The sequence below is a fragment of the Bacillus sp. CCB-MMP212 genome, assembly GCF_022748145.1.
Lineage (GTDB): Bacteria > Bacillota > Bacilli > Bacillales > Bacillaceae_G > Bacillus_A > Bacillus_A cereus.
On record NZ_JALDQE010000022.1, the window covers coordinates 1 to 20415 of the forward strand.

The following is a 20415-nucleotide window of genomic DNA, read 5'->3' on the forward strand; positions in this document are numbered from 1 at the left end:
AAGTTAGTTTGTCTAGCATCTAAAAATAAAAATTGACGTTTCACGTTGTTTGTTTCGTTCAGTTTTCAAAGAACTACGTTGTCGCTCACAAGCGACTTTATCAATATAACATTTTGTTATATTTTCGTCAACAACTTTTTTTAATAAGTTGTTTTTCGTTTGTTTTGCTTGTTACCTTTCGTGGCAACGGATATAAATATACCAGTTTAATTATTAAAATGCAATAGTTTTTCTAATAAAATTTTTAACTTAGTAAAAAAGTATAAAAACAGCACATTTCTTCTATATAAATATAATTTCTCGCACCATCAAGATCTATTATACCCACGCAACTCATACTCAAATAAAAAAAGCTTTGGAGAAATCTCCAAAGCTTAGTCTTGTTTATGACGCATAGCAGGGAATAATAATACATCACGAATAGATGGTGCATTTGTTAATAACATAACTAGACGATCAATACCGATTCCTAATCCACCCGTAGGAGGCATACCGTACTCAAGAGCTTCGATATAATCATCATCCATCATGTGAGCTTCGTCATTACCTTGCTCACGCTCTTTTAATTGAGCTTCAAAACGTTCTTTTTGATCAATTGGATCGTTTAACTCAGTGAATGCATTTGCATGTTCACGTGCAACGATAAATAACTCGAAACGATCTGTGAATCGTGGATCTTCGTCATTCTTTTTCGCAAGTGGCGAAATTTCTACCGGATGACCGTAAATAAATGTTGGTTGAATTAATTTATCTTCTACTTTTTGCTCGAAGAACTCATTAATGATATGACCAACTTCCATTGTATCCTTAATTTCTACATTATGTTCTTTTGCAAGCTCACGCGCTTCTTCTACACTCATCGGAGTCCAGAAATCCGCTCCAGAGTGTTGCTTAATTGCATCTACCATATGAAGACGTGTCCATTCTGGTTCTAGATTAATTTCATAATCACCATATTGGATCGTTGTTGTACCCAATACTTTTTTCGCAATATGAGCAACCATATTTTCTGTTAGTTTCATAATATCATTATAATCAGCGTACGCTTCATATAATTCAATCATCGTAAACTCAGGATTATGACGAGTTGATACACCCTCATTACGGAATACACGGCCGATCTCATAAACTTTTTCTAATCCGCCCACAATAAGACGTTTTAAATGAAGTTCAATTGCGATACGCATATATAATTCCATATCTAACGCATTATGATGCGTAGTGAAAGGACGAGCAGATGCTCCACCCGCAATCGCGTGCATCATAGGCGTTTCTACTTCAAGATAACCGTTGTCATCTAAATATCTTCTCATTTCACGAATGATTTTACTACGAGTAACAAATGTTTCACGACTTTCCATACTTGTAATTAAGTCTAAGTAACGTTGACGGTATCGTTGTTCAACATCTTTTAATCCATGGTATTTATCCGGTAATGGACGAAGAGATTTCGTTAAAAGCGTAAATCCTGTTGCTTTTACTGAAAGTTCTCCAACGTTTGTTTTGAACACTTTACCTTCAATACCTACTAAGTCACCTAAATCTGCTGTCGTAAATAACTCGTACTCTTCATCTCCAACAGTATCTTTACGAACGTAAATTTGAACTTGTCCGTGTAAATCTTGAATGTGTGCGAATCCAGCTTTTCCTTTACCGCGTTTTGTCATAATACGACCAGCGATAGAAACCGTGATTTCCTTCTCTTCTAATTCTTCTTTAGAGAATTCTCCATATAGACTTACTAAGTCGGTTGTTGAATTTGTGCGTTCAAATCGTTTACCGAACGGATCGATTCCTTGCTCACGTAAATTATGTAGCTTTTCACGACGAACAAGCAATTGGTCGTTTAATTCTTCGTGGTTCATGTTATCCATGATATTGATATCACTCCAGCTCTATTAATTTTTACAATATATACAGTATAGCATTTTCTACTCAACTAGAAAAACTGCCAGCAACTAACTGGCAGTTCTTCTTTCTTTCACGTAATTATAGGAAGTGTGTAGAAGAATGTCAATCTTCTCCGTCCTCCTTATTAACCAACGTAAATTGTTTGTTGTTTCGCCTCTACTTCTTCTACAAATGCACCTAATACATTCGCAAGGTCTTCACGCGTGTTGCAAGTATTGATACCATTACGCACACTCGCATTACCACGAACACCTTTTAAATACCAAGCCGCATGCTTTCTCATCTCTCTTACAGCAACATTTTCGTTCTTTAAATCGATAAGACGATCTAGATGCAACATACATACATCAATTTTCTCACGGACTGTTGGTTCCGGCATTAATTCACCTGTCTCTAAATACTTTACCGTACGATAAATCATCCATGGATCCCCAAGAGCTGCACGACCAATCATAACACCATCTACACCAATCTCATCAAGCATACGCTTCGCATCTTGCGGTGTTTCGACATCACCATTTCCGATAACCGGGATATTCACAGCTTGCTTTACTTGTTTAATGATATCCCAATCTGCTTTCCCTTCATACATTTGCACTCGCGTACGTCCGTGAACCGCCACAGCTTGTCCGCCAGCACGCTCAACAGCTCTAGCATTTTCTATTGCGAAAATATGTTCTTCATCCCAACCGATACGCATTTTAACCGTAACCGGCTTTTCAACAGCATCTACAACCGCTGCTACCATTTCGTATATTTTATTTGGATCTAGAAGCCACCTTGCCCCCGCATCACATTTAACGATTTTCGGTACTGGGCAACCCATATTAATATCAATAATGTCTGCTGTCGTATATTTATCTACGTATTTCGCAGCATCTACAAGCGTTTCTTTCTCTCCACCGAAAATTTGTAAACTTAATGGTTTTTCTCTCTCATCAATATATAACATATCTAATGTTCTTTTGTTATTCAGTAATATTGCCTTATCACTTACCATTTCAGCACAAACTAAACCTGCACCAAATTCTTTAACTGTTAAACGGAATGCAGAGTTACACACTCCCGCCATCGGTGCTAATACAACCGGATTTTTCATCTCAATATTTGCAATCTTTAACAATCAACCTACTCCTTCCTGCACAGTCACTTTGGCATTAATTCATCTATCGAAACATTTAACGCCTTAGCAACTTCTACTACAAAATCTTGAGAAGGCGATCGATTCCCTCTCTCAACTTCACCTAAAACAGATACTGATACCCCTAATTCTTTAGCAAAACCTTCTTGCGTGTAGCCTTTTAGCTTTCGAAAAGCACGAATGCGTCTTCCCCATTTTTCTGCTTCCATACCGTTACTCCCTCTCGCCTTTTCATTTCTTCTACTTGTGAACGTGAAATGTTTTGTTTTATATCTTGATTAATCTCTAACAACGGAACGATAACAAAAGCTCTTTCGAACATCCGCGGATGCGGAACAATAAGATTCTCTGCTTCAATATTCTCTTGATTATAAAGTAAAATGTCAAGGTCGATAGTCCTCGGCCCCCACCTAATTTCCCTTTTTCTTCCTAGGTCATTTTCTACTTTTTGTGTTACTTTCAATAATTCTTGCGGTGATAAATTGGTAGAAATTTTTATAACTAAATTTAAAAAACAACTTTGATCAGTATAGCCAACTGGATCAGTTTCATACACTGACGAAACATCATCAACTTGAATATACGGACTTTTATTTAAAAACTGAATGGCTTCAGTTAAATACGTATAACGCTCTCCAATATTTGACCCTAATGCAATGTACGCTATATTATTCATGGACGTTCTCTCGTAATTTCTACTGCTACAGCGCGATAATGGCCCGGTATCGGCGGATCTGGTTTAATCACCTTAATTGTACACCGTGAAATACTTTTATATTGCTTTAATATATCTGCAGCAATATTTTCAGCGATACTCTCCACAAGCTTATACTTTCTATCCTCAACAACTTTTCTACATAATTCGAAAAGCTCTCCATAATTGACCGAATGCTCTAAGTCATCAATTTCCCCTGCACGCTTTAAATCCAACTCCACCGTTAAGTCAACTTTAAATCTCTGACCTAATCTATTCTCCTCTGGAAACACACCATGATAACCATAAAATTCCATATCATGGATATAAATTTTATCCAATTACCTTACCCCCTTACCAATCATCGCATCCATCATTTTAGCCATACGCGCCATTTCTTTCACATCATGGACACGAACAAACTCACAGCCCTTTTCAATACCAAGACAAACAGTAGCTCCCGTTCCCTCAAGGCGTTCCTCTACTGGCAAATCTAATACGTGCCCAATAAAGGACTTTCTCGAAGTACCTAAGAGAACCGGATAACCTAGCACATTTAACTGTTCTAAATTACGCATCGCCTCTAAGTTCTGCCCCGGTGTTTTAGCAAAACCGATACCTGGATCTAAAATAATATTCTCATCTCGCACACCAGCATTTTTAGCAATTTTAATACTGTCATACAAATCAGCAATCATATCCGCCATTAAATTACGATAATTCATATTATCACGGTTATGCATTAAAATGATGGGTACATCATAATGGGCTGCGACTTCAGCAATTTTCGGCTCCGCCTTCGCCCCCCAAATATCATTAATAATATGAGCACCAGCCTCAATTGCTTGCTTTGCAACTTCAGCTTTATATGTATCGATAGATATAGGTAATTTTACTTCTTTTGAAACTGCTTGAATCATCGGGACGACTCGCTTTATTTCTTCTTCTACTGATACTTTAGCAAAACCTGGGCGAGTAGATTCGCCACCAATATCAATAATATGAGCACCTTCACCTTGCATTTCTTTTGCGTGACGTACCGCAGCATCTACCTCGTTGTAACTACCACCATCAGAAAACGAATCTGGTGTTACATTTAAAATCCCCATAATTAATGTCTTTTCATTTAAATTCAATGTATATTCGCCGCAGCGTAAATCATAATCCCACTTCAAACTACACATCTCCTCTTCGTAATTCATTTCTGCTCCATAATTTCTCTCTTTGCATTCCATAAAGGTACATTAAACTTTTTGTAACCACTCCTACTTTACCCGGGAAATCCTGCGCTTCTATACGATAAAGCGGAACAATTTCTTGAATAGAGTTTGTTACGAAGACTTCATCCGCTGAAAGTAGCTCATCTTTTGTAAAGAAACCTTCCTTTACTTCTATATTTAATTCTTCAGCACTCTTTATAATAAACGCACGAGTGATACCATTTAAAATACCTGTCTCTAACGAAGGTGTATATAAAACATCACCTTTCACAAAAAATAGATTCGAAACAATACCCTCTGCAACATAACCTGCTTCAGTAAGGAAAATACCTTCCTTGCTCACAACATTTCCAATTTCACGCTTACCTAAAATATTATTTAAATAGTGATGAGACTTCAGGCGAAATGTCCCTTCCGGTGTATTTCGCACTTGTTTTAAAATAACACCTTCTTTTTCTACTACATCTCCTGGAGCTGTTAAAGGTTTTATAAAAACAATAACCGAAGGCTCTTCGTATATTTCCGTTTGTAATCCTATTTCATCTATACCCGCCGATACATTAAAACGTACATATGCATGCTTCAATTCATTCTTAGCGAGTAAATCTTTCAAAATAAGCATCACATCATTTTTTGTCATTGTCCATTTAATTTGCAATGTATCCAGCGCCTCTATTAAACGGTCATAATGATCATCCAATAAGAAAGGATGACCATTATAAATACGAAACGTTTCAAAAACTCCAAGACCATATAAATAACCATGATCATAAGGGGAAATTCTCGCTTCACTTGCTTCTACATACTGACCATTTACGTAAATTAACATAATGTCGCACTTGGACTGTATTTACGAATGAAATTCTGCAATAACTCTTTCCCATGAGAAGTCATAATAGATTCCGGATGGAATTGCACACCCTCTATCGGCAATGTCTTATGACGAAGCGCCATAATTTCCCCTTCCTCCGTCCAAGATGTTACCTCTAAGCAATCTGGTAACGTCTCTTTCTTAACAATAAGGGAATGATAGCGCGTCGCAGTAAACGGATTAGGAATATCCGAAAAAATCGTCTTTCCATCATGATGCATAAGCGAAGTTTTCCCATGCATTAATCGCTCTGCACGAACAACCTCTCCACCAAACACTTGTGCAATAGATTGATGCCCTAAACAAACTCCAAAAATCGGAATCTTCCCCGCGAAGTATTTAATAACTTCCATACTAATCCCCGCTTCATTAGGACTACATGGACCTGGAGAAATCATTAGAAAATCTGGTTTCATATTCTCGATATCTGAAATCGTCACTTCATCGTTACGTTTAACAACGAGCTCTTGTCCAAGTTCTCCAAGAAACTGCACTAAATTAAATGTAAAAGAATCATAATTATCAATCATTAATATCATTTCTCTCACCTAACCGTTTCTTCGCTACGTTCTTTTGCACGCCATAAAGCAATCGCCTTTTTTAACGACTCTTTATATTCATTTTCCGGATTTGAATCAATTACAATTCCCGCCCCCGCTTGTACATGAGCTTTTCCATCTTTAGCAAGAAGTGTTCTAATTACAATATTCAATTCTGTATCTCCAGAATAACCAATCCAACCGATTGAACCTGTATAAATCCCTCGGCGAACAGGTTCTAATTCCTCAATAATTTCCATTGTACGTATTTTCGGGGCACCAGTAATTGTTCCACCAGGGAATACAGCCTTCACTAAATCAAAAGCATCTTTATCTTCTTCCACCTCACCACGCACATTAGAAACAATATGCATAACATGTGAGTATTTCTCAATTACCATAAATTCATCTACTTCTACAGTGCCATATTTACAAACACGCCCTAAATCATTTCTTTCTAAATCCACAAGCATTACATGCTCTGCTCTTTCTTTTTCGTTCTTAATTAATTCTCTTGCTAATTCTTCATCCTCTTGCTCATCCGCGCCTCTAGATCTCGTTCCAGCAATTGGTCTTGTACTTACTTCAGTTCCTTGTTTCTTAATTAACAACTCTGGCGATCCACTAACAATTTGAAAATCCCCAAGCTCCAGGTAACCCATATATGGAGATGGATTAATTTCACGAAGACTTGTATAAATTTCTAGTGGATGCGTTTGTAAAGTTCTTTCTTGTCTCGTCGACAAGTTTACTTGGAACACATCACCCGCCCCAATATATTCTTGAATACATTCAACTGCCTTCATAAAGCCTGTTTCTGTAAAGGCAACCGCTTCATTTTTCTTTTTAGGACGTTCAAACGGCATAGTCACTTCAGGCACTTCTGCCACCCAAAGATCCTTCCATTCATTTAAACGTTCTTCTGCTTCTGCATGCTTATCTACATAATGTGTAATAATCCACAATAGCTTTTCTTTTTGATCATAGACAAACACATCGTCAAATAATAAAAAGTATATATCGGGTATATTCAGATCATCCTCTGCAAGAGAAGGGAGTTTTTCGATATAACGGATACAATCATAACTAAAGTAGCCAATTGCACCACCTTGAAAAGGCGGGTACTGTGGATTGTAGTCTGTTTTCCATTTCTCCATATATTCTTGCATTAAATCTAATGGATTCCCTCTTTTTATTGTTTCCTTACCGCTTTCACTTATATGTAACTTTTCACCCTTCCCTTGGATTACCGCTACCGGGTTTAAACCCACTATGTTATAACGACCGCCACGTCCACTTTCCAGCAAAATATGTTGCGGCTTATCCTGAGAAAGAAATTTATATTGCTTAAAGAAATCTAACTGATATGGAATAGAAAGCGCTAAAGATTTTCTTCGTTGCATATCAACACCCCGTCTTCTTTTATCCCACCCTCTTAGATGAACCAGCTCCAACTACATAAGTTATTTATATAGAGATTGATTATACTCGAAGGCTAGTGAAAATAATTTAATTATACTACCTCTTATTTTACATGAAGTTTTCTAGTCATTCACTCTTTTCCTATTTCCAATCCAAAAAGAAAAAGCATCCTTTTTCAAGGATGCTTTTTCAATCGCATTTAATTATGATTCAAATTGATAAAGTGGTGTACTTAAATAACGTTCACCGTTACTCGGAATAATAACAAGTACCTTTTTCCCTTTACCTAACTTTTTCGCAACTTCTGTTGCTGCATAAATAACTGCGCCTGAAGAGATACCAACTAAAATACCTTCCTCTTTAGCCACTCTTCTCGCATATTCAAATGCTTGCTCTGTTTTCACTTGAATAATTTCATCATATACTTCTACATCCAACGTCTCCGGAACAAATCCCGCCCCAATTCCTTGGATTTTATGTGGACCTGGTTTCCCACCAGATAATACTGGTGAATCTGCAGGTTCTACTGCATAAATTTTAATATCTTTATACGCTTCCTTCAGCACTTCACCAGCACCAGTAATCGTTCCACCTGTACCAATACCTGCAATAAACGCATCTAATTGGTCGCCCATTTGTTCAATAATTTCTGGACCTGTTGTTAAACGGTGAATTTCTGGATTTGATTGGTTTTTGAACTGTTGTGGTATAAAGTAGCCATGCTCTTTCGCTAATTCAGTCGCTTTACGAATTGCTCCACCCATCCCTTCAGGACCTGGAGTCAATACTAATTCAGCACCGTAAGCACGTAATAAATTACGACGCTCAATACTCATTGTTTCTGGCATTACTAAAATTGCATTATATCCTTTAGCAGCCGCTACCATCGCTAAACCAATCCCTGTGTTACCACTTGTTGGCTCAATGATTGTATCGCCCTCTTTTAACAATCCCTTTTTTTCAGCATCTTCAATCATAGCTAGTGCAATACGATCTTTAACGCTACTCCCCGGATTCATAAATTCTAGTTTTAAGTATATATCTGCGCTGTCTGATTCTACGATGCGGTTCAACTTAACGATCGGCGTTTTCCCGATTAATTCTGAAACTGATTGTGCCACTCGCATTCCTGTCACTCCTAACACCGAGTATTTTTATTGGTTTTATCTATATTTAGATTTTGTCAGAAAATTCCCTGTTTGTCAATCTATTCGGAGGGTTAATCCCCTTATTACAAATTCTCAATTAAATTTGTAATATCTTCTTTAGAGAACTTGTATCGTTCATTACAGAAATGACAATGAACTTCTGTTTCTTCTTCTTCTTCACGAATTTGCTCTAACTCTGTTTTACCTAAACTAATCAACACACTCTCAATACGTTCACGTGAGCACGTACAATTAAATTGAACATCCATTGTTTCTAATACTTTTACTTTATCTTCTCCAAGGACTGCATATAGTAGCTCTTCTGGAGAAAGACCTTGTTCGATCAATGTTGATACAGGCGGGATTTTTTGCAAACGATCTTCAATGAATGAAATTGTTTCTTCCTGTGCGCCCGGCATAATTTGAAGGATAAATCCACCCGCCGCTAATACGCTGTCATCTCCATTTACAAGTACACCCACACCAACAGAAGAAGGCGTCTGCTCAGAAACTGCGAAATAATACGTGAAATCTTCCCCTAGTTCTCCCGAAACGATTGGAGATTGACCGATAAACGGCTCACGCATACCAATATCTTTAATTACTGTTACAAACCCTTCTGTACCTACCGCTTGATATACACGTAATTTCCCTTGTTCCGTTCCTTCAAAATCAACATGTGGATTCGTTACGTAGCCACGTACATCTCCATTTGCATGAGCATCTACTAAGATAGGGCCAATCGGACCATTACCTTCTACCTTAATCGTTAACTTTTGATCACCTTTTAACATCGCACCCATCATTGTACCTGCAGTTAAAGAACGACCAAGTGCCGCCGAAGCTGTTCTCCATGTATCATGACGTCTTTGTGCCTCACTTACTGTATTCGTTGTACGTACACTATACGCACGTACTTCTCCATCAAACGCTAACGCTTTTACTAAATAATCTTTCATACTTATTTATTCACCTTTCTCATGCTGTAAATTTGCATTACGCTCATATAACATATACAAGCCTTTTAACGTTAAAAATGGATCTACAATATCAATTACATTCGATTCTTCTGAAATTAATTTCGCCAATCCACCTGTTGCAATAACTTTCGGTTCTTGTTTAGCTTCTTCTTTCATACGCTTAACAATACCTTCCACTTGTCCTACATAACCATAAAGAATGCCTGATTGCATCGCACTTACTGTATTCTTCCCAACAACACTGCTCGGTTTTGTAATTTCAATACGAGGAAGTTTTGCTGCCCTACTATATAAAGCCTCTGCTGAAATCATAATTCCTGGCGTAATAACTCCACCCATATAATGCTTTTCTTCATTAATATAACAATATGTAGTAGCCGTACCAAAATCAACAATAATAAGTGGACTTCCATACAATTGGATTCCCGCTACTGCATTTACAATTCGATCTGCGCCTACTTCACGTGGATTTTCATATTTAATATTTAGCCCCGTTTTTATTCCAGGCCCTACTACAAGCGGTTTAATTTTAAAATATTTTTCACACATACGTTCTAAAGCGAACATAATTGGTGGTACGACTGAAGACACAATAATACCTTTCACATCTTCAAACGAAAGACCCTCATGATCAAGTAACTGTTTTACAAGCATTCCATATTCATCTTCTGTCTTATGACGATCTGTTTCCATGCGCCAATGCTGACGAAGTTCCCCCTCTTCAAACACGCCTAGTACAGCATTTGTGTTCCCTACATCCAATACAAAAATCATATTCTCACCACTTATCTTATTTAATCTATATTTGTGTAGTATGTATAAAAACTTATAAAAACATCATATCACACATACTTATATAATCAGCTTTCCTATCCTCATCATTTTACAAAAAGATTGCTCTCTATTTCAATTTTTAATACTAGTTTTACTTAAATTACTTTATCCACTAAGCCCTTAATAGTAATTAACAAAAATCTTAACAAACAAAAAAGGAGTGACGATAGTCACTCCTTCATTTCTTACTTATCTTCTTTATCTTCATCGTCTTTCTTCATATTGATGTTTACTTTCACATCATCTGAAGATGTTGGACGCTCAGGTAATCTGCCATAATCATATAAATGATTAATTTGCTCTGCGTCTAATGTTTCTACTTCAAGTAACGTTTTCGCGATAATATCAAGCTTATCTCGTTTTTCAGTAAGAATATGTTTCGCACGAGCATAACATTCTTTAATAATTGTTTGCATTTCCACATCAATTTCATGTGCGATTGCATCACTGTAGTTTTGTTCTGAATGGAAGTCTCTTCCTAAGAATACCTGACCACCTTGTGAGCTACCAAATTGCATCGGTCCAAGCTTATCACTCATACCGAATTCCGTAACCATACGTCTTGCAATACCAGTTGCACGTTGGAAATCGTTGTGAGCACCTGTACTTGCTTCACCAAATACAATCTCCTCAGCTACTCGACCACCAAGTAAACCAGTGATTTTATCAAGTAACTCTGGCTTTGTCATGAAGTAACGATCTTCCTTCGGAAGCATTACCGCATATCCACCAGCCTGACCACGAGGGACAATTGTTACTTTATGAACGACATCAGCTTCATCAAGAACAACACCAATTACAGTATGGCCTGCTTCATGGAAAGCAACGATATTACGTTCTTTTTCAGAGATAACACGACTTTTCTTAGCTGGACCTGCAATAACACGATCCGTTGCTTCATCGATATCACTCATGTCAATCTTCTTCTTATCTCGACGTGCAGCTACTAAAGCAGCTTCGTTTAATAAGTTTTCAAGATCCGCACCAGAGAATCCTGGTGTACGAGTCGCAATTGCTCTTAAATTAATATGCTCATCAAGCGGTTTATTACGCGCATGTACTTTCAGTACAGCTTCACGGCCATTTACATCTGGACGATCTACTGTAATTTGACGGTCAAAACGACCTGGACGTAATAACGCTGGGTCAAGAATGTCTGGACGGTTTGTCGCAGCAATGATAATAATACCTTCGTTTGCACCGAATCCATCCATTTCAACAAGTAACTGGTTCAATGTTTGCTCACGCTCATCATGACCACCACCAAGACCTGCGCCACGTTGACGACCTACTGCATCAATTTCATCAATGAAAATGATACAAGGAGCATTTTTCTTTGCATTTTCAAATAAATCACGTACACGTGATGCACCGACACCGACAAACATCTCTACAAAGTCAGAACCACTGATAGAGAAGAATGGAACGCCAGCCTCACCTGCAACAGCACGTGCTAATAAAGTTTTACCTGTACCTGGAGGTCCAACTAATAGGACACCCTTCGGAATACGGGCACCAACTTCAGAAAACTTACGAGGGTCTTTTAAGAATTCAACTACCTCGACAAGTTCTTGTTTCTCTTCATCCGCCCCAGCAACATCTCTGAAACGAACTTTTTTCTTTTCATCATTATATAACTTCGCCTTACTTTTCCCGAAGTTCATAACACGGCTACCGCCGCCTTGAGCCTGGTTTAATAAGAAGAAGAATAAAATGAAGATGATGACAAACGGAATGATTGAAGTAAAGAATGTTACCCAAGCACTTGTTTCTTCTGCTGGTTGATACTTAACTTCGGCACCTTTCGCTTTATCATTGATTTTCTTTTGTAATTCCTCAGTATTTGGTGCATAAGTAACAAATTGTTCTCCTTGGCTAGAGTTATTGAATTGTCCTTTTACCTCAAATACACCATTTTTCGGTTGAAGTTGCACATTACGCACTTCACCGCTTTCTAGTTTAGTAATGAATTTGTCGTAGCTAACTGATGTCGTTTTTTGTGTCGAACCATTAAAATAGCTCACGATTCCAATTACTACTAAGAATATCAGTAAATAAAAGATGGTATTACGGAAGATACGATTCATTCCTAACCTCCTCTCACGGCATAAACACTATAGTAAATCGTAACATAGAAAAACTTTCCTATACAATTGTAAAGCCTGTATTTAATTAATTTGAGTAAACGCTTGGTTTTAATACGCCTACATAAGGAAGATTACGGTACTGCTCTTTATAATCTAATCCATATCCTACTACAAATTCATGTGGAACAGTAAATCCAACATAATCCGCTTTCAGATCAACCTTACGGCCTGTTGGCTTATCTAATAATGTAACAATTTTTACAGACTTCGCTTTACGATATTTGAATAAGTCTACTAAGTAGCTTAGTGTAAGACCACTATCAATAATATCTTCGACGATTAAAATATCGCGACCTTCTACAGAAGTATCAAGATCTTTTAAAATTTTCACTTCGCCTGTTGAAACTGTAGAGTGACCATAACTAGATACAGCCATAAAATCCATTTCAAGATATGTATCTGTTCTCTTTAATAAATCTGCCATAAATGGCATTGCGCCTTTTAATACACCAATTGCAAGAGGTACTGTGTTTTTATAATCCTCTGCAATAACTGCACCTAGTTCGCGCACCTTTTCTTGTATTTGTTCTTCAGAAATTAATACTTTTTCGATATCTTGATTCATCATTTCATTATCCTCCCGGAAGACTCCTTGCTTTTGTAGTGAATAATCATATATTTACCCTTCTTTGCCATCTCTTTCGAAATTGCAAATGCAGATCGCTTCAACAAGGGTACCCAAATAATGTTCCCACTTGCATCACAAACGACCGGCCATTCTTCTCTTTTTTCTTTTGGTACTTTCGCTTCGATAAAAATAGCTTTTATCTTTTTCGTGCCATCCATACCTTGTATTGACATGCGATCTCCATTTTCCCTAGAACGAATACGAAGTGGATATGATATATCATTATACTTAGCAACAAATACTGTTTCATTCATGTTACTTGGTATATCTTCGCTCACCTCTGTTACAAATTCATCCCCGTTCAATAGTGTAATGGTCCCGGGTACTGATAAATCTTGCAAAAAAGGAGAGACAATTTCTTGTTTAAATCTAAAGCTACACTCCTCGTATGTGCGAACAATTTTCAAATCACCTGGAAAATCAAGTGAACCTGAAGGTTGTGTCCGCTTAAAAAACTCAATCACCTTGTCAATATGTATAGAAGAAAGAGAAGATGGAATCTTATATTCATAAAGATAGTTTAATATTAGTTGAATCCCTCTTCTTTGTAAAGGCATAGACATGGATTCAAAGGCAGGAATTGATAAGCTAATTTGTTTATCACTTTTTTTTGTAATTACTTTATTCATTTTCTCAAAAGCTAATTCCTGCAAATAAGCCTCATCCTCTTGCATCTGCACGCTAAATTTTTGGAATTTCTCATGCATTTGTGGATTTTCTTCTTTTAAGTGAGGAAGGACATATTTACGTAATCGATTCCTTGTATATACTTCCTTTTTATTACTCGGATCTATACGTGGAATTAAATTTAGCTTATTACAGTAATCAACAATTTCTTCCTTCGTTACCCCAAGTAACGGCCTAATTAAATATCCATTATGAAAAGGACGCTTCACTGCAATTCCTGCATATCCTTTCGGAGTACTCCCTCTTACAAGACGCATTAAAATTGTCTCGACTTGATCATCTCCATGATGTCCAAGAGCAACATATCTTGCATCATATTTCTTCATTATTCTTTCCAAAAATGCATATCTGCATTCTCTAGCAGCAACCTGTGCATTCATTCCGTATTGCTGTTGATATTGTGATACATTAATCCTTATCGTTTCACAAATAATTCCCAGTTCTTCACAAAGGTCCTGCACAAACTGTAAATCCTCATGAGATTCATCACCTCTAAACATATGATCCACATGAGCTACTACAATTTCCAACTGTTTTTCCGCTCTTTTTTCTAATAAATAATATAAAAGGGCTAACGAGTCAGGACCACCAGAAACTCCCACAACAATTGTTGAATCATTCTTTAATACATCATGCTGCTTTACAAAGTCATCTACTTTTTCAACAAATGTATCTTTCAACTTCGCAATCACCTTTCATTAAACAAGAACAGCAACGTTAGTTACCTTGTCTATAATGGTACAACTTTTACAAACATTGTGCAAAAAAAAGATATACAAAAATTACATTTTTATCTTACATCCTCCGTGTATATTCATAAAATCAATAACATTACCTTTTCCCACAAAAAAACCTAGGTATTCACCTAGGTTTTTAAAATCAAATTATAGATAAACATTCCACTTATATTTTACTGCGCCTGCATTCCTACAATCGGAATCGTAGCCCACTTCGGCATATTTTTCTTCACTTTTGCCACCACAATAGTCATATCATCATTTATATAACCATCACAAGAGCGAATCACTTCTTCCATAATGATATCAGCAATTTCTTGCGGGTCTTCGGTTTGCAATTCTTTAATTTTCCGCTTCATCCATAATTCATGATTCTCTACATGCTGCGCGCCCTCAAAAATCCCATCGCTCATCATAATAAGGATATCGCCCGTTTTTAATTGTTCACCCACCACATCAACTTCAACATCTTCGATGATTCCCATCGGCAAATTACTTGCTTCAATTTTCAAAATATTATTCGCGCGTTTAACAAAACTCGGCGTTGATCCAATCTTTAAAAACCTAGCACTCGCATCCCGCAAATCTACCATAGCTAAATCTAATGTTGTAAACATCTCTTCTGTCGTTCTCAAAGAAAGGATTGAATTGATAGACTTAATAGCTATTTCTTCATCAATACCCGATTGGAGTATTTTTTGTAATAATTTCACCGTTTCCTTACTTTCCATATGAGCTCTTTGCCCATTACCCATACCATCACTAATCGCAAGTGCGTATTTACCAACACTTAAATCCATCATCGCATAAGAGTCACCCGAAACAAACCCACCGCCTTTTGCGGCTGTAGCCAATCCTGTATCAAGAGAATACGTCTTCGCCGAACCAAATGATATTAAACTGTGACCATTCGGATAAGAAGACTTTTCTTCATGTTTAACGACAATATTTTCTTTAAGGATATCCGAAAGCATCGGTGCAACTAACTTTTCACATTCACCATGTTCATTAGATGCAACTGGAATCAACATTTCAATATCAATACTTCCTCTATCTAAACAATAAATATCAACATGCTCTACTTCGACACCAAAATCACGGAACGCTTGCATAATCTGCTCTTCCTGCACTTGATGATTTTCACGCTCTCGTTGTATCTCCTCAGCAAAATCTTCCATAACTTTTGATACACCTAATAGTTGCTCCGCTACTATTCTACGATTTTCCTTCATTTGTTTTCGCAATTTTTGTCCCTCATAGAAGTGATCTAATTCACCCGCTACTAAATCCGTCACTTTTTTCCCTCTCACACAATGCTTGTCCCACTCACGAACTAATTTACGATTATGTTGCAGGGTTCCTTCTTCCGTTTCATTCATTATTTGTTTCATATAATCGTACGTTTTATCGAAATTCACTACCCAGCATTGATCCTTTTTAAAGCACGTTTGACATGTTTTCGCAGTAATTGTACTCAAAAACAAATCTGCTTCTGTCTCTTTATCTTCTTCCTCTACATACCCATATACAGAAAAACTATTAGATAAAGCAGCAAATACATTTGCGAATTGGTTGATTTTGTTCGCTGTAACATCACGCATCCTTCTTAAATATTGTTGTTGATCTTGCGAATGCTCTTGTGTACCTGGCATAAATTTAGCAATACGATCCAAAACAAGCTTTGGCGTTAATAAGAAGATAGCAATCGCTACACCTGACTCAATTAAAGTTGTTACAATATTTGTCTGCTTGTCTACATATAATGTAATTAAGCTTGTCCCTATTAATAAACCTAAACTAACACCTAAACGCTTCCCTTCTTTTAACAACCCACCAAGTAATCCAGAAAAAGCGAGAAGGCTAAGCTGAGACAAACTAGACACATTTGCTAAACTTAATATCAATCCTGTTACGACCCCCACTGTAGATCCTGTAGCAGCACCCGCAATAAATGCAAATACTAGTACTAAATACCTTGTAAAAATATGTTGAATAGAAGCATCATATACAAACCAATCTGTTGTACCCGTTAAAACAGATGCTAGTAATATAATCAAACAAACAATTTCTTCTGTCTCTAAAGCCTGTTGTTTTCCTTTCCTTTCCACTAAAAGCGGGACACTTTGTAAAAATATCATAGTTAATACGAAACTAAGCCCAGCCTCAATGGTACTAACGAGTAAATCGTACATGGTGACAGTTTGTTGCGCAAAATATACAACAACTAAGTGTGCGGTTAATGCGGAGATAAATACTTGAAATGGAACAAGTCCAACGGTTTTACGTGTAAATCTACTAAAGAAGATATTATAAATGAAGAAAGTAAAGATAGATGCAAAAGTAAAAAACAAATTATCTATCGAGACTGAAAGAGCTCCTCCCATTAGAGCTAAAAATGCTAGCGGCATCTTATCCCGCTTCATAACATAAACAGCAGCAAAAAACGGTAGTGCAAACGGTAAAATATTTGTTAATATATATGCTCTTCCCAAAAGAAAACCAATAACAACAATAATAAATCCCCATCTAAAGAAAACTTGTTCGAACTTCATTCGCAACTTACTCGTCCACTTTATTCCTCCAAGCTGACTCTCATTCATTGCCAATGCACTTGTATTCATAGTATTCCTTCCTGCTTTAGGCATATTTTTAACACCACCTGCATAGTTTAATTACTGTCATTATAAAAGATGATTGTTGGGATTTTTGTCAAAACAACAGTTTTCACTTTTATAATCGTTCGACTTTTTATTCGAAATAACTCTACAGATATACACGGTATGTAAGTTATCCTTGATTTTTTAATTAAATATTCAGAAAATATAGGGTGATTTTGTAGAAGTGTTGTATGTCTTAATCCATTTAACAAAAAAAGATCATGCAAATTTGCATGATCTTTTTAGATGACCCGTACGGGATTCGAACCCGTGTTACCGCCGTGAAAGGGCGGTGTCTTAACCACTTGACCAACGGGCCGTTAAAATAAATATAGCGGCGGAGGGGATCGAACCCCCGACCTCACGGGTATGAACCGTACGCTCTAGCCAGCTGAGCTACACCGCCATGTCGTCTTATTTAACGGACAATTAGTATCTTACATCAGATATTATTTAAAGTCAACACATCTTGAAAACTTTTTTAAAATATATTTTCACATATAAAAAAGCACCCTGAGCCATCACTCTGGGTACCTCTCTATATGTTAAAAACTAAACGCCTTATTATCCGCGACGTGCGCCACGGCCACCACGTTTAGACTCTGTGTTACGCTTTAAAGAAGTTAAACGATCTTCGCTATCCTTTAAGAAGCGTGCCATCTTTTGCTCAAATGTTTCTTTTGGAGCTCGGTCGTTACCGCCACCACGATTATCTCTGTTGAAAGAGCGATTATTACGTTGTGGACGTCCAGAACGTTGTTGATCACCACCGCGTTGGTATTCACCGCGTGGACGATCTCCTTCTGTTTTTTCACGTTCTTTCGCTTTTTTGATAGATAAACCAATCTTTCCATCTTTTTCAACATTAATAACTTTTACTTCTACTTGGTCGCCCACTTTTAAGTGATCGTTAATATCTTTTACATAGTTATCAGCAACTTCACTAATATGAACAAGACCAGTTAAGCCTTCTGGCAGCTCCACAAAAGCCCCAAAATTTGTAATACCTGTTACTTTACCCTGTAACTTGCTGCCTACCTCGATTGACATAAAAAAAATGCTCCTCCTTAGTGGTTAAAAAGTCAAATTTTACTTTATTATATATAATCCTAAAATATAGTGTCAATAAGACATACTCTACTTCGAAACAGGAAAAATTATCTCCCCTTTACCAGAGAAGAAATAATCCCTTCTAGCAATCTTTAATACGTACTCTTCATCATTTAACTTTTGAACTTCGTCTTTTAGACTTTTTTCTTTATTCGTTAATGAATCCAGTTCTTTTTTCATGTCCTTAACTTTTGCTTCTTTTGCTTTAATGGAACTGTTTTGTTGATAAAACGTTACACTAATACTCGCAATAATTGTAAAAGTAAAGACAAGAAAAACCGCTAAACGGCGATAAAGTCGCTTCCTGTTCTCATCCGTTTGTATTATATGCTCTTTAACAGGATTTGGACTCTGTTTTTCGATTGTTCTTTGTCTCAGTTCCCTCATTTCCGAGGTCCCCCTAACTTCTTTTTTATACGCTCCCATATTTGGAAGATATGTCCCTTCAATTTTGCTATATATTGCAGGAACCCTATATGTTTCACTATAAAAAGTTTAACACGATTAGGGAGAAGTTTCCATATGAGCGAAGCAATAAATCGAACAGGCCAGAAAAAAACTTTCCATATGAAAAGTAATATCCAAATCACAATTTTCCATAACACATGTCCAATTGAAAGCAGTATACGAAATAAGAATAATATAAATGCAATAAATAGCTGCGCTATAATAATAACAGGTTTTATCATGAGTAGCTGTATAATTCGAACAAAAAAATATGTTGTTTGCATAAAAATATAGATGAGAAAATTTAACAGCTTCATGTATAGTGCTTTCAGTAAGCTTTGATATGCCGCAAAACCACATAACAATGCCAAAAACACATATATACGTAGTTCAGCTTCATTTACGAGAAGCAATACATAAAAGACGAATAATGCTTGGACAATCCAAAATAATATATCTTGTATAAATACAAGCCAACGTTTACGTTCTTGGCGCTTTAAAAAACGTTGATATGTATCTAAAGACGCTCCAATCCAAGCACCCATTCCAATCATTGAAAGCATTGTATACAACTGAATTGTTAGACTCATTTAAACAACTTACTAAAGAAACCTTTAGTTTTTTCTCCTTGATTTTCATCAATATACAGCATCTCATTAACTTTCCCTTTAATCGACACAATACCTTTTTCTACATCTAAATTTTTCATTTGTAAATTTTGACCACGAATCGTTAAAAAACCCATTACGGTCTCTAGCAAAAACTCTTCGCTATCAAAACTCTCTACCTGCTTCACACCGGTAATATCAATTATACGCCTGCCACGCATAATAATGTCATGTTCTACAGAAACATTTTGTTGATTAGAAGACGTAGGTGAGTAACCATTATTCACGTAAATCCCCCCATAGGTTTTTACTAGCTAATAGTAATGTATGAGGGGATACATAATTTTAGAACAAGCCTTCTTCCGCTTTTACTTTTTCTTCACGAACTAAGCTATACATATTTGCTGCATCTTCTTTTTTAGTTGTTTCTTTCAATTCATTTATTTTTACAGTCACTATTTTTTGACCAAAACGAATTGTTAATTCATCAGCTACTTTCACATCAGAACTCGCTTTTGCCACTTGACCATTAATAGATATTCTTCCTTGATCAGCTACTTCTTTCGCTAATGTTCTTCTTTTAATTAAACGTGACACTTTTAAAAACTTATCTAGACGCATATCAAATCCCCCT

The 20415-nt window shown here is 36.7% G+C and carries 21 protein-coding genes and 2 tRNA genes; all 23 read right to left on the minus strand.

The window, feature by feature from the left end:
• Positions 1-374: 374 nt before the first annotated feature.
• Complete coding sequence (gene lysS / locus MRP26_RS29735; RefSeq protein WP_000369686.1) at positions 375-1874, minus strand: lysine--tRNA ligase; 1500 nt, start codon at positions 1872-1874, stop codon at positions 375-377.
• Positions 1875-2035: 161 nt separating this feature from the next.
• Positions 2036-3034, minus strand: a complete 999-nt coding sequence (dusB, locus tag MRP26_RS29740; protein WP_000912249.1) for a tRNA dihydrouridine synthase DusB — start codon at positions 3032-3034, stop codon at positions 2036-2038.
• Positions 3035-3057: 23 nt separating this feature from the next.
• Entirely contained in the window at positions 3058-3261 is a 204-nt protein-coding gene (locus MRP26_RS29745) for a helix-turn-helix domain-containing protein (protein ID WP_000387030.1), read from the minus strand.
• Positions 3213-3728, minus strand: coding sequence for a 2-amino-4-hydroxy-6-hydroxymethyldihydropteridine diphosphokinase (gene folK, locus MRP26_RS29750; RefSeq protein ID WP_001059456.1), 516 nt, complete (start codon positions 3726-3728; stop codon positions 3213-3215). The genes MRP26_RS29745 and folK overlap by 49 nt, the downstream gene beginning before the upstream one ends.
• Complete coding sequence (gene folB / locus MRP26_RS29755; protein WP_242807435.1) at positions 3725-4087, minus strand: dihydroneopterin aldolase; 363 nt, start codon at positions 4085-4087, stop codon at positions 3725-3727. The genes folK and folB overlap by 4 nt, the downstream gene beginning before the upstream one ends.
• Complete coding sequence (gene folP / locus MRP26_RS29760) at positions 4088-4948, minus strand: dihydropteroate synthase (RefSeq protein ID WP_242807437.1); 861 nt, start codon at positions 4946-4948, stop codon at positions 4088-4090.
• Entirely contained in the window at positions 4923-5795 is an 873-nt protein-coding gene (pabC, locus tag MRP26_RS29765; RefSeq protein WP_016513295.1) for an aminodeoxychorismate lyase, read from the minus strand. Before pabC ends, folP begins: the two co-directional genes overlap by 26 nt.
• Entirely contained in the window at positions 5789-6376 is a 588-nt protein-coding gene (gene pabA / locus MRP26_RS29770; protein ID WP_000602297.1) for an aminodeoxychorismate/anthranilate synthase component II, read from the minus strand. The genes pabC and pabA overlap by 7 nt, the downstream gene beginning before the upstream one ends.
• Positions 6377-6381: 5 nt before the next feature.
• Positions 6382-7779 (minus strand): aminodeoxychorismate synthase component I, encoded by a 1398-nt coding sequence (gene pabB, locus MRP26_RS29775; protein WP_242807439.1) that lies wholly within the window; start codon positions 7777-7779, stop codon positions 6382-6384.
• Positions 7780-8001: 222 nt separating this feature from the next.
• The gene (gene cysK / locus MRP26_RS29780) at positions 8002-8925 is read right to left on the minus strand and encodes a cysteine synthase A (RefSeq protein ID WP_001261712.1); all 924 of its coding nucleotides are present in this window, start codon (positions 8923-8925) and stop codon (positions 8002-8004) included.
• Between the two features lie 104 nt (positions 8926-9029).
• Positions 9030-9905 (minus strand): redox-regulated molecular chaperone HslO, encoded by an 876-nt coding sequence (gene hslO, locus MRP26_RS29785; protein WP_000656367.1) that lies wholly within the window; start codon positions 9903-9905, stop codon positions 9030-9032.
• Between the two features lie 6 nt (positions 9906-9911).
• Positions 9912-10700 (minus strand): type III pantothenate kinase, encoded by a 789-nt coding sequence (locus MRP26_RS29790; protein WP_000578365.1) that lies wholly within the window; start codon positions 10698-10700, stop codon positions 9912-9914.
• A gap of 245 nt (positions 10701-10945) precedes the next feature.
• The gene (gene ftsH, locus MRP26_RS29795) at positions 10946-12847 is read right to left on the minus strand and encodes an ATP-dependent zinc metalloprotease FtsH (RefSeq protein WP_001079669.1); all 1902 of its coding nucleotides are present in this window, start codon (positions 12845-12847) and stop codon (positions 10946-10948) included.
• A gap of 85 nt (positions 12848-12932) precedes the next feature.
• Positions 12933-13475, minus strand: coding sequence for a hypoxanthine phosphoribosyltransferase (gene hpt, locus MRP26_RS29800; protein ID WP_000981846.1), 543 nt, complete (start codon positions 13473-13475; stop codon positions 12933-12935).
• Entirely contained in the window at positions 13472-14902 is a 1431-nt protein-coding gene (tilS, locus tag MRP26_RS29805) for a tRNA lysidine(34) synthetase TilS (protein ID WP_000655457.1), read from the minus strand. The genes hpt and tilS overlap by 4 nt, the downstream gene beginning before the upstream one ends.
• 230 nt (positions 14903-15132) lie before the next feature.
• Entirely contained in the window at positions 15133-17604 is a 2472-nt protein-coding gene (gene spoIIE / locus MRP26_RS29810) for a stage II sporulation protein E (RefSeq protein WP_242807441.1), read from the minus strand.
• A gap of 259 nt (positions 17605-17863) precedes the next feature.
• Positions 17864-17935 (minus strand) — tRNA-Glu (locus MRP26_RS29815).
• 13 nt (positions 17936-17948) lie between these two features.
• Positions 17949-18022, minus strand: a tRNA-Met gene (locus MRP26_RS29820).
• 158 nt (positions 18023-18180) lie between these two features.
• Positions 18181-18666: a S1 domain-containing RNA-binding protein gene (locus MRP26_RS29825; protein ID WP_000021451.1), complete on the minus strand. Its 486-nt coding sequence runs from the start codon at positions 18664-18666 to the stop codon at positions 18181-18183.
• 87 nt (positions 18667-18753) lie between these two features.
• Positions 18754-19113 carry a cell division protein DivIC gene (gene divIC, locus MRP26_RS29830; protein ID WP_001208739.1) on the minus strand — a complete coding sequence of 120 codons (360 nt, stop codon included), beginning with the start codon at positions 19111-19113 and terminating at the stop codon, positions 18754-18756.
• Complete coding sequence (yabQ, locus tag MRP26_RS29835; protein ID WP_000059781.1) at positions 19110-19763, minus strand: spore cortex biosynthesis protein YabQ; 654 nt, start codon at positions 19761-19763, stop codon at positions 19110-19112. Before yabQ ends, divIC begins: the two co-directional genes overlap by 4 nt.
• Complete coding sequence (gene yabP, locus MRP26_RS29840; protein ID WP_001059104.1) at positions 19760-20068, minus strand: sporulation protein YabP; 309 nt, start codon at positions 20066-20068, stop codon at positions 19760-19762. The genes yabQ and yabP overlap by 4 nt, the downstream gene beginning before the upstream one ends.
• Positions 20069-20126: 58 nt before the next feature.
• Positions 20127-20402, minus strand: coding sequence for an RNA-binding S4 domain-containing protein (locus MRP26_RS29845; RefSeq protein ID WP_001234876.1), 276 nt, complete (start codon positions 20400-20402; stop codon positions 20127-20129).
• Between the last annotated feature and the right edge of the window lie 13 nt (positions 20403-20415).

Bases quoted from the DNA above. Each gene is read 5' to 3' on its own strand.
- pabB (WP_242807439.1), bottom strand. From the start codon at position 7,779: ATGCAACGAAGAAAATCTTTAGCGCTTTCTATTCCATATCAGTTAGAT.
- pabC (WP_016513295.1), bottom strand. From the start codon at position 5,795: ATGTTAATTTACGTAAATGGTCAGTATGTAGAAGCAAGTGAAGCGAGA.
- pabA (WP_000602297.1), bottom strand. From the start codon at position 6,376: ATGATATTAATGATTGATAATTATGATTCTTTTACATTTAATTTAGTG.
- MRP26_RS29845 (WP_001234876.1), bottom strand. From the start codon at position 20,402: ATGCGTCTAGATAAGTTTTTAAAAGTGTCACGTTTAATTAAAAGAAGA.
- yabQ (WP_000059781.1), bottom strand. From the start codon at position 19,763: ATGAGTCTAACAATTCAGTTGTATACAATGCTTTCAATGATTGGAATG.
- ftsH (WP_001079669.1), bottom strand. From the start codon at position 12,847: ATGAATCGTATCTTCCGTAATACCATCTTTTATTTACTGATATTCTTA.
- lysS (WP_000369686.1), bottom strand. From the start codon at position 1,874: ATGGATAACATGAACCACGAAGAATTAAACGACCAATTGCTTGTTCGT.
- spoIIE (WP_242807441.1), bottom strand. From the start codon at position 17,604: ATGCCTAAAGCAGGAAGGAATACTATGAATACAAGTGCATTGGCAATG.
- MRP26_RS29825 (WP_000021451.1), bottom strand. From the start codon at position 18,666: ATGTCAATCGAGGTAGGCAGCAAGTTACAGGGTAAAGTAACAGGTATT.
- divIC (WP_001208739.1), bottom strand. From the start codon at position 19,113: ATGAGGGAACTGAGACAAAGAACAATCGAAAAACAGAGTCCAAATCCT.
- hslO (WP_000656367.1), bottom strand. From the start codon at position 9,905: ATGAAAGATTATTTAGTAAAAGCGTTAGCGTTTGATGGAGAAGTACGT.
- MRP26_RS29745 (WP_000387030.1), bottom strand. From the start codon at position 3,261: ATGGAAGCAGAAAAATGGGGAAGACGCATTCGTGCTTTTCGAAAGCTA.
- cysK (WP_001261712.1), bottom strand. From the start codon at position 8,925: ATGCGAGTGGCACAATCAGTTTCAGAATTAATCGGGAAAACGCCGATC.
- hpt (WP_000981846.1), bottom strand. From the start codon at position 13,475: ATGATGAATCAAGATATCGAAAAAGTATTAATTTCTGAAGAACAAATA.
- folK (WP_001059456.1), bottom strand. From the start codon at position 3,728: ATGAATAATATAGCGTACATTGCATTAGGGTCAAATATTGGAGAGCGT.
- MRP26_RS29790 (WP_000578365.1), bottom strand. From the start codon at position 10,700: ATGATTTTTGTATTGGATGTAGGGAACACAAATGCTGTACTAGGCGTG.
- folP (WP_242807437.1), bottom strand. From the start codon at position 4,948: ATGAATTACGAAGAGGAGATGTGTAGTTTGAAGTGGGATTATGATTTA.